The organism is Actinotalea sp. C106 (genome assembly GCF_023630195.1).
In the GTDB taxonomy this organism is placed as follows: domain Bacteria; phylum Actinomycetota; class Actinomycetes; order Actinomycetales; family Cellulomonadaceae; genus Actinotalea.
In genome coordinates, this window is sequence record NZ_JALPKN010000115.1 from 1 (window position 1) to 9573 (window position 9573).

Sequence of the window (9573 nt, forward strand, 5' to 3'; positions counted from 1 at the left end):
CCGCCCGCCGTCGCCGCGTCCCCGGCGCGGCCGCGCCGGCCTCGCCCTCACCAGTGTTCTCGCGCTCGGCGTCGCGGTCTTCTCCCTCGGTCTGTACGGGACGGCGAGCCTGGACCAGCTCGCGGAGGACGGCGTGGGCCTCGGGGGCGCCTACGCGGCGGTGAGCCCGGTGTTCCAGGGCGCGCTGTACATCCACATCGTCACGGCCTCTGTCGCGCTGCTCCTCGGTCCGCTGCAGTTCGTCGCGGCCCTGCGACGGCGGGCCCTCGGGGTGCACCGAGCTGTCGGCCGGGTGTACCTGGGGTCCGTGGGCCTGGGGGCGCTCTCGAGCCTGGTGCTCCTCCCGGTCAACTCGGCAGGGTTCGTCGGGGCCTTCGGCTTCGGGGCGCTCGCGGTGCTCTGGCTCCTCACCGGCCTCCGTGCCCTCCGTGCTGTCCGCTCGGGGGACCTGGCCAGCCACCAGGCGTGGATGATGCGCAACTACGCCCTGACCTTCGCCGCCGTGATGCTGCGGCTGTGGCTCGGGGTGCTGATCGGGGTTCAGGTGCCGTTCGCCGGACCGGAGGCCGACTACGAGGCGGTGTTCTCGAACGCCTACACGGCGGTGCCCTTCCTCTGCTGGCTGCCGAACCTCGTCGTCGCCGAGGTGCTCCTCCGGCGCCGGGGGCTGCCCTCCTACGCCCTGCCCGCCCAGGGCCCGCAGGTGGGGTCGACCGGCTCGACGACCGAGGGCCGAACGGGTGAAGATCGGGCCCCGGGCAGCGCCGTCGTGCCACGGGCGCCGAGCCTCTGACCGGCGCTTCCGTCGACCGAGGCAGGGGCGAAACGGACATATCGAGCACGACCCTCGGTGACGTAACTACACGGTTGCAACACAAGTCCTAGTGGCACTTGGCGGGACCCACCACTAGAGGTAGTGTTGTTCTCGCCGCAGACGCGAACTGCGGGACGAACCATCTGGGAGATACCACCGTGCCGATCACCGTCTACAGCAAGCCGAACTGCGTCCAGTGCGTGGCCACCTACCGCGCCCTGGACAAGGCCGGCCTGGACTACACGATCGTCGATCTCACGATGGACACCGAGGCCTTCGACATGGTCGTCTCGCTGGGTCACCAGGCAGCGCCCGTGGTCGTCGCCGGTGAGCAGCACTGGTCGGGGTACCGGCCCGACCGGATCTCGGGGCTCCTCGAGACCCGCGCGCTCGCCAGCGCCTGACGGCCACTCTCGCGGTCCCGGCGCCCTGAGCGTCCCGACCGCCACCCCGGCAGTTCATCGCCGGCAGCACCACCCCCTGCACCACCGGCCGGAACCGGTCGGTGGTGCGTCGTCCCACCGGGGAGCAGAGAGGTCGGTCATGAGCTCGCTCGTGTACTTCTCCAGCGTCTCGGGCAACACCCAGCGCTTCGTGGAACGGTTGGGCCTGCCGGCCCACCGGATCCCTCTGCGCCCCACCGACCCCTTCCTGCGCGTCGACGAGCCCTACGTGCTCGTCGTTCCGACGTACGGAGGCGGCAACGAGGGGGGCGCAGTGCCTCGGCAGGTCATCAAGTTCCTCAACGACCAGCACAACCGAGGCCTTCTGCGCGGCGTCATCGCCGCGGGCAACACCAACTTCGGCGAGGCCTTCTGCATCGCCGGCGACATCATCAGCGCGAAGTGCCAGGTCCCGTACCTGTACCGCTTCGAGCTCCTGGGAACGAGCGAGGACGTCGAGCGCGTCCGTGACGGATTGGAGCGGTTGTGGCAGCAGCAGTCACAGATACCAGCGTGACGCAGGGGTTGGACTACCACGCCCTCAACGCGATGTTGAACCTGTACGGGCCGAACGGGGAGATCCAGTTCGACCGTGACCGTGAGGCGGCGCGCGAGTACTTCCTCCAGCACGTCAACCAGAACACGGTCTTCTTCCACGACCTCGAGGAGAAGCTCGACTACCTCGTCGAGAACAAGTACTACGAGCCTGAGATCCTGGCCAAGTACGACCGCTCCTTCGTCAAGACGCTGTTCCAGTACGCGTACTCGAAGAAGTTCCGGTTCCAGACCTTCCTGGGCGCCTTCAAGTACTACACCTCGTACACGCTCAAGACCTTCGACGGGAAGCGGTACCTCGAGCGCTTCGAGGACCGCGTCTGCATGGTCGCCCTGTCCCTGGCCGAGGGTGACCAGGACTTCGCGATCTCCCTGGTCGACGAGATCGTCTCGGGTCGCTTCCAGCCCGCGACCCCCACGTTCCTCAACCTCGGCAAGGCCCAGCGCGGCGAGGCGGTCTCCTGCTTCCTCCTGCGTATCGAGGACAACATGGAGTCGATCGCCCGCGGCATCAACTCCGCCCTGCAGCTGTCCAAGCGCGGTGGCGGCGTGGCCCTCCTGCTGTCGAACATCCGCGAGCACGGCGCCCCGATCAAGCACATCGAGAACCAGTCCTCGGGCGTCATCCCCGTGATGAAGCTCCTCGAGGACTCCTTCTCCTACGCCAACCAGCTCGGTGCGCGTCAGGGTGCGGGTGCGGTGTACCTGCACGCCCACCACCCGGACATCTTCCGGTTCCTGGACACCAAGCGGGAGAACGCGGACGAGAAGATCCGCATCAAGACCCTCTCGCTGGGCGTCGTCATCCCGGACATCACCTTCGAGCTCGCCAAGAACAACGAGCCGATGTACCTGTTCAGCCCGTACGACGTCGAGCGCGTCTACGGGGTGCCCTTCGCGGACATCTCGGTCACCGAGAAGTACCACGAGATGGTCGACGACGCGCGCATCCGCAAGACCAAGATCAACGCGCGTGAGTTCTTCCAGACCCTCGCCGAGCTGCAGTTCGAGTCCGGGTACCCGTACGTCATGTTCGAGGACACGGTGAACCGGGCCAACCCGATCAAGGGCAAGATCACCCACTCGAACCTGTGCTCCGAGATCCTCCAGGTCTCGACGCCGTCGACGTACAACACGGACCTGTCCTACGAGCACGTGGGCCGGGACATCTCCTGCAACCTCGGCTCGATGAACATCGCCCTGGCGATGGACTCCCCGGACCTGGCCAAGACCGTCGAGACCGCGATCCGCGCCCTCACGGCCGTCTCGGACCAGACGTCGATCGACTCGGTGCCCTCGATCCGTCGCGCCAACGCCGGTGGCCACGCCATCGGCCTGGGGCAGATGAACCTGCACGGCTACCTCGCCCGGGAGCGGATCTACTACGGGTCCGAGGAGGGCATCGACTTCACGAACATCTACTTCTACACGGTCGCGTACCACGCGATCCGGTCCTCGAACCTGCTGGCCAAGGAGCGCAACCAGCGGTTCGACGGCTTCGAGGAGTCGGCGTACGCCAACGGTGAGTACTTCACCAAGTACACCGACCAGGTGTGGGAGCCGGCCACCGAGCGGGTGCGTGAGCTGTTCGCCGAGGCCGGCGTGCACATCCCCACCCAGGAGGACTGGCGCGAGCTGTCCGCCTCGGTGCAGGAGCACGGGCTGTACAACCAGAACCTGCAGGCGGTGCCGCCCACCGGCTCGATCTCCTACATCAACAACTCGACCTCCTCGATCCACCCGATCGTGTCCAAGATCGAGATCCGCAAGGAGGGCAAGATCGGGCGCGTCTACTACCCGGCGCCCTTCATGACCAACGACAACCTGGACTACTACCAGGACGCGTACGAGATCGGCTACGAGAAGGTCGTCGACACGTACGCGGCGGCGACGCAGCACGTGGACCAGGGCCTGTCCCTGACGCTGTTCTTCAAGGACACCGCCACCACGCGTGACGTCAACCGGGCGCAGATCTACGCTTGGCGCAAGGGCATCAAGACGCTGTACTACATCCGCCTGCGCCAGCTCGCGCTGCAGGGCACCGAGGTCGAGGGCTGCGTCTCGTGCATGCTGTGACGGCTCTGCCCGTCGGGGCTGCCGAGCTCGCCCCCTGCCCCACCCGCCACCGAACGAACGCCTGAGGATCACGATGGAGAAGCTCAAGCTGGTCAGCCAGGTCTCGGCGATCAACTGGAACCGCCTCGAGGACGACAAGGACCTCGAGGTCTGGGACCGCCTGGTCGGGAACTTCTGGCTGCCCGAGAAGGTGCCGGTCTCGAACGACATCCAGTCCTGGAACACCCTGACCGAGCACGAGAAGACGCTCACCATGCGCGTCTTCACGGGCCTGACCCTCCTGGACACCATCCAGGGCACGGTCGGCGCGGTCAGCCTCATCCCGGACGCCCGCACCCCCCACGAGGAGGCGGTGCTCACCAACATCGCCTTCATGGAGTCGGTGCACGCGAAGTCCTACTCGTCGATCTTCTCGACCCTGTGCACCACCCGGGAGATCGACGAGGCCTTCCGCTGGTCGGAGGAGAACGTCAACCTCCAGCGCAAGGCCGAGATCGTCATGAACTACTACCGGGGTGACGAGCCGCTCAAGCGGAAGGTCGCGAGCACCCTGCTCGAGTCCTTCCTGTTCTACTCGGGCTTCTACCTGCCGATGCACTGGTCGAGCCGCGCCAAGCTCACCAACACCGCCGACGTGATCCGGCTGATCATCCGGGACGAGGCCGTGCACGGGTACTACATCGGCTACAAGTACCAGAAGGGCCTCGCCGAGCTCACCTCGGCCGAGCAGCAGGAGCTCAAGGACTACACCTTCGAGCTGCTCTTCGAGCTGTACGACAACGAGGTCGAGTACACGCAGGACCTCTACGACGGCGTCGGCCTCACCGAGGACGTCAAGAAGTTCCTGCGCTACAACGCCAACAAGGCGCTGATGAACCTCGGGTACGAGGGCCTCTTCCCCAAGGACGAGACCGACGTCAACCCGGCGATCCTCTCCGCCCTGTCGCCCAACGCCGACGAGAACCACGACTTCTTCTCCGGCTCGGGCTCGTCCTACGTGATCGGCAAGGCCGTCAACACCGAGGACGACGACTGGGACTTCTGAGCCCACCCGCTGAGCTCAGGCCCAGCCCAGCACCGCCGTCGGCCCGGGTTCCCCACGAGGGAGCCCGGGCCGACGGCGTGACGGGGTTGGACCGGCCCAGGCGTGGGCCAGCACGTCGTCTACCTGCCTCGACGTACCAGCCAGATCCCCCGCTGCGCTCGCAGGTACCTCAGTGCCGGCTAGGACTTCCTCTTGATGAGGTATGCCGCCCACAGGCCGAGGCCTACGAAGACGATGGCGGCGATCACCCCACCGTGCGGCACGTTGCCCAGACCGGAGAGGTTCGCGAGGACAGCGGACCTATTCACGTCGGGTGCTCCCAACTAGCGGATCGACAACGACACGGGAAGCCTTGGTGCCGCACGCCTACGGCAAGCTTCCTACTTCTCTCTTCGTGCTAGCCAGACCCAGAACCCGATGGCCGCGATGAAGAAGACTGCTGCTCCGGCGCCGCCGAGAGGCGTGTTGAAGATCCCAACGATTCCCATCGGCGCTCCCTGCCGTAGCCGGCACGTTCCGTCGCCCACCAGTCCATCGATCCTGCGGAGAACATGGGCCTGTTGTCTTTCGGTAGGGGAAACATGACGGACGCGAAGCAAGAGCCCGATCAGCCCCCGAGCCGCTGCCACAGGAACGTGTACGCCAGGGCCGCCATGTGCGCCGCTTGGGCATTGGTCGCCGCGCCGCCGTGCCCGCCCTCGATGTTCTCGTACGACAGCACCTCTCGCCCGCCGTCGATGAGCAGCGCCGCCATCTTGCGGGCGTGGCCGGGATGCACGCGGTCGTCGCGGGTCGAGGTCGTGAACAGCACCGGGGGGTAGGCCCGCTCGGCGTCGACCAGGTGATACGGGGAGAAGGTCTGGACGAACTCCCACTGCTCGGGGTCGTCGGGGTCGCCGTACTCGGCCATCCACGAGGCGCCCGCGAGAAGCTGGTTGTAGCGCCGCATGTCCAGCAGCGGCACCTGGCAGACGATCGCGCCGAAGAGCTCGGGGTACTGGGTCAGCATGTTGCCCATGAGCAGCCCGCCGTTGCTGCCGCCCTGGGCGCCGAGCTGCTCGTGGGTGGTGACGCCGCGCTCGACGAGGTCCCGGGCGACGGCGGCGAAGTCCTCGTAGGCGCGGTGGCGGTCCTTGCCGAGGGCGGCCTGGTGCCAGCCGGGCCCGTACTCGCCACCACCGCGGATGTTGGCGACCACGTAGGCGCCGCCCCGGGCCAGCCACGCACGGCCCACCCCGCCCGAGTAGGCGGGGGTCAGGGAGATCTCGAAGCCGCCGTACCCGTAGAGCAGGGTCGGCACGGGACCCTCGACGCCGGTGGGCCGCACCAGGAAGTAGGGGATGCGGGTGCCGTCGGCCGAGGTGGCCATGTGCTGGGCCACGGTCAGGCCGCTGGCGTCGAAGAAGGCCGGCCCGCGCTTGAGGTGCTCGACCTGCACGGCCGACGTCGGGCCGGTGGCCTCGGTGACCCCCGTGGCCTCGGCGACATCACCCAGGCTCACCCGGGAGAAGGTGGTGGGGGTCAGGTAGTCGGTGCCCGTGAGCCACAGGTCGTCCGAGTCGTTCGAGTCGACCGCGGCGACGCTCAGCGTCCCCAGGGCCGGGGCGCCGACGTCGGCCGCCCCGAGGGTCCGGCGGGACCACACGCCGTCGCGCGGGGTGAGGATCTTGAGGTGGTGGGTCACGTCGTCCAGCACCGTGAGGACCAGGTGGCTGCGGGTCCAGCTGACCCCGGCCAAGGAGGAGGACGGCGTCGGGGTGAACAGGGCCTCGAGGTCGCGGTCGCCGGCCAGGAAGTCGAGCAGGCGGGTACCGAGCAGGGCCCCGGCCGGGTGGGTGACGCCCTCGACCTCCCAGGGCTCGCGCAGCTCGATCAGGAGCCACTCGCGCTTGAGGCTGACTTCGGCGCTGGTGGGCACCTCGAGGCGGGTCGCGACGTCGTCGGGCCCCAGGAGGTAGACCTCCTGGTGGTAGAAGTCCAGGGCGCGGACCACGATGTCCCGCTCGAAGCCGGGGGTGCGGTCGTGGTGGGCGCTCACGGCGAGGTCCTCGACCGTGCCCTCGAAGACCACCTCGGCCTGCTCGAGGGGCGTGCCGCGGTGCCAGCGACGTGCGATGCGCGGGTAGCCCGAGGTCGTGGTCGAGCCCGGGCCGGTGTCGGTCGCGACGAACAGGGTGTCGCGGTCGATCCAGCCGGCCCCGCCCTTGGCCTCGGGGCGCACGAACCCGTCGGTGACGAAGGTGCGGGTCTCGAGGTCGAACTCTCGGGTCACGTCGGCGTCCGAGCCGCCGCGGGACAGGTCGAGCAGGGCACGCGTCGAGCCCGGGCGCAGGCGGCTCGCGCCGTGCCACACCCAGCTCTCGCCCTCGGTCTCGGCCAGGGCGTCCAGGTCCAGCAGCACCTCCCACGTGGGGGTGGGCGTGCGGTACTCCTCGAGGGTGGTGCGTCGCCACAGCCCGCGCACGTGCTCGGCGTCGCGCCAGAAGTTGTACAGGTGACCGTCGGCCTCGACGACCACGGGGATCTTCGCCTGCGAGTCGAGCACCTCGAGGACCTCCTCGCGGATGCGCTCGAGCTCGGACCCACCCAGGGCAGCCATCGCCTCGGCGTTGCGCTCCTCGACCCACCGCAAGGCCTCGGGGCCCTCGACCTCCTCGAGCCACAGGTACGGGTCGGCGGGGGCGGTCGCCACGGAGCTGTCGCGCGGCTCGGAGGACGGGGCGGTGGGGGAGGTCACCGGGTCATCCTTGGGTGCGTCGCCCCCTCGCGGCAAACGAACGCGCCCGGGTCTACCTCGCACCTAGCGGCGCAGGTCGTCCAGCAGGTTCACGGCCCGGGCGTGGGTCTCGGGCAGCGGCTCGATCCAGATGCGCGGCGGTTGGCGCATGAGCTCGGTGATCTGGAGCCGGTCGGCGTGCTCGTTGACCTGGTCGCGCATGCGACGCACGGTCTCGCCCAGCTCCCAGTCCCGCCCGACGAGCACCGCGAAGGCCCCGCCACCCAGCGAGGCCATCGGGTGCCCGGGGGCCAGGGCCGAGGTGAGTGCGCGGCCCATCGCGGCCGACCGGGCCATCCGGCGCCACGGCGGGACGTCCCCGGCGGCGACGTCGATGAGGACCAGGCAGTGGGTCATGAAGGCGTGGTGGGCGTGCTTGCCGGCGAGCCCGTAGGTCTCGGCGAGGCGTACGCCCAGGTAGTCGGCGGTCGGCAGGCCGGACTCGGCGTCCATGCAGCCACCGTGCACCTCGGTGGTGTCCTTCGCCGCGGACCAGCCTTCGCACAGCGAGCGCAGCACGTCGAGGCCGGGTTCGGTGTCGACCAGGCGGTACAGGACGGCGAGGTCGTCCAGGGTCTCGGCGATCCCGACCCCGGAGCCTCCGCGCACCTCGCCGAGGCGGAAGGTGGGGGCGGTCGCGTCCCGCCGCGCGGCGACGGCCTCGGTCACGGCGTCGACGGCGGGGTGGTACCAGTCCCCGGGTCGCAGCCAGACGGAGTCCACCGTCGCGGCGCGCCACTGCTCGCGCAGGCTCGCGGCCGTCGCGTCGTGGAGCTGCTCGGAAGGTCTCACGAGGGATGAGAGCGGCGAACCCCGGGGTCATGACGCGAGTTCGGGAGATTTCTTCGCGGCCTGCAAAGTGTCAGCGTTGCGGGTGCGGTGTCATCCCTCGGACGGCGGCAGCCACGGCTTGACGCCGCGTGAGAACCTGTGCGATGGAGACTGCGCACCCGGCGTGGTGAGGAGGCCGGCGTGACGAGCATCGCCAGCGATTGGGAGCTTGCTTCCGACGCCGAGCTCATCACCGCAGTGCGCTCCGGGGAGTCCGCAGCCTTCGGCACCCTGTACGAGCGGCACGTCGACGCCGCCAGGGCGGTCGCCAGACAGTACTCGAACTCCGCGGCCGACGCCGAGGACGCCGTCGCGGACGCCTTCTCCAACGTCTTCGCGACCGTCCAGCAGGGCGGCGGGCCCGACGTCGCCTTCCGTGCCTACCTCTTCACGGCCCTGCGGCGGGTCGCACTCAAGCGGATCGAGACGGGGCGTCGTACCGAGCCCACGGATGACCTCGAGGCCTTCGAGACGGCGGCCGGCGCGGTCGAGTCGACCGAGGAGCCGACCATGGTCGGCTTCGAGCGCGGCCTGGTCTCCGACGCGTACAAGTCGCTGCCCGAACGGTGGCAGGCGGTGCTCTGGTACACCGAGGTCGAGGAGCTCAGCCCGGCCGAGATCGCCCCCGTGCTGGGCCTGACCGCCAACGGCGTCGCGGCCCTGGCCTACCGCGCCCGCGAGGGCCTGCGCCAGGCCTACCTCCAGCAGCACCTCGCCGCCCCGCAGGACGAGGCCTGCACCATCGTCAATCCCAAGCTCGGCGCCTACGTGCGCGGCGGCCTGGCCAAGCGCGAGACCGCCATGGTCGAGCTGCACCTCGACGACTGCGGCCACTGCCGCGGCCTCGTCCTCGAGCTCGGCGACGTCAACCACGGCATGCGCGTGGTCATCGCCCCCCTGGTGCTCGGCGGCGCGGCGTACGTGGTGCTGCAGGGCGTGGGCTTCGGTGGCGCGGTCAGCGCGAGCGCGACGGCGGTCTCGGCTGCCGGGGCGACGGTGGGCGCGGGGGCTGGGAGCGGCGCGTCGGGCAACG

The 9573-nt window shown here is 69.2% G+C and carries 9 protein-coding genes; 6 read left to right on the forward strand and 3 right to left on the reverse strand.

Annotated features, from left to right (window positions below):
* The 5 genes from L0B03_RS09350 to nrdF all read left to right on the forward strand — a co-directional run.
* The coding region (locus L0B03_RS09350; protein WP_250445541.1) for a DUF2306 domain-containing protein at nt 1-793 on the forward strand (793 nt) is incomplete at its 5' end.
* Nucleotides 794-972: 179 nt separating this feature from the next.
* A complete protein-coding gene (gene nrdH, locus L0B03_RS09355) occupies nt 973-1218 on the forward strand; it encodes a glutaredoxin-like protein NrdH (RefSeq protein ID WP_250445542.1) in 246 nt (81 codons plus the stop codon).
* Nucleotides 1219-1357: 139 nt separating this feature from the next.
* On the forward strand, nt 1358-1774 hold the full coding sequence (nrdI, locus tag L0B03_RS09360; RefSeq protein WP_250445543.1) for a class Ib ribonucleoside-diphosphate reductase assembly flavoprotein NrdI: 417 nt from the start codon (nt 1358-1360) through the stop codon (nt 1772-1774).
* Nucleotides 1744-3888, forward strand: a complete 2145-nt coding sequence (nrdE, locus tag L0B03_RS09365) for a class 1b ribonucleoside-diphosphate reductase subunit alpha (RefSeq protein WP_374204925.1) — start codon at nt 1744-1746, stop codon at nt 3886-3888. Before nrdI ends, nrdE begins: the two co-directional genes overlap by 31 nt.
* Before the next feature lie 73 nt (nt 3889-3961).
* Nucleotides 3962-4933 carry a class 1b ribonucleoside-diphosphate reductase subunit beta gene (nrdF, locus tag L0B03_RS09370; protein ID WP_250445544.1) on the forward strand — a complete coding sequence of 324 codons (972 nt, stop codon included), beginning with the start codon at nt 3962-3964 and terminating at the stop codon, nt 4931-4933.
* A gap of 179 nt (nt 4934-5112) precedes the next feature.
* Here nrdF and L0B03_RS19300 read toward each other — a convergent pair whose 3' ends face one another.
* The 3 genes from L0B03_RS19300 to L0B03_RS09380 form a co-directional block, all read right to left on the reverse strand.
* Entirely contained in the window at nt 5113-5241 is a 129-nt protein-coding gene (locus L0B03_RS19300; RefSeq protein WP_284501602.1) for a hypothetical protein, read from the reverse strand.
* A gap of 299 nt (nt 5242-5540) precedes the next feature.
* Nucleotides 5541-7670, reverse strand: a complete 2130-nt coding sequence (locus tag L0B03_RS09375; RefSeq protein ID WP_250445545.1) for a prolyl oligopeptidase family serine peptidase — start codon at nt 7668-7670, stop codon at nt 5541-5543.
* Between the two features lie 63 nt (nt 7671-7733).
* Nucleotides 7734-8501, reverse strand: a complete 768-nt coding sequence (locus L0B03_RS09380) for a hypothetical protein (protein ID WP_250445546.1) — start codon at nt 8499-8501, stop codon at nt 7734-7736.
* 180 nt (nt 8502-8681) lie between these two features.
* Here L0B03_RS09380 and L0B03_RS09385 point away from each other — a divergent pair.
* On the forward strand, nt 8682-9573 hold an 892-nt coding region (locus tag L0B03_RS09385; protein WP_250445547.1), incomplete at its 3' end, for a sigma-70 family RNA polymerase sigma factor.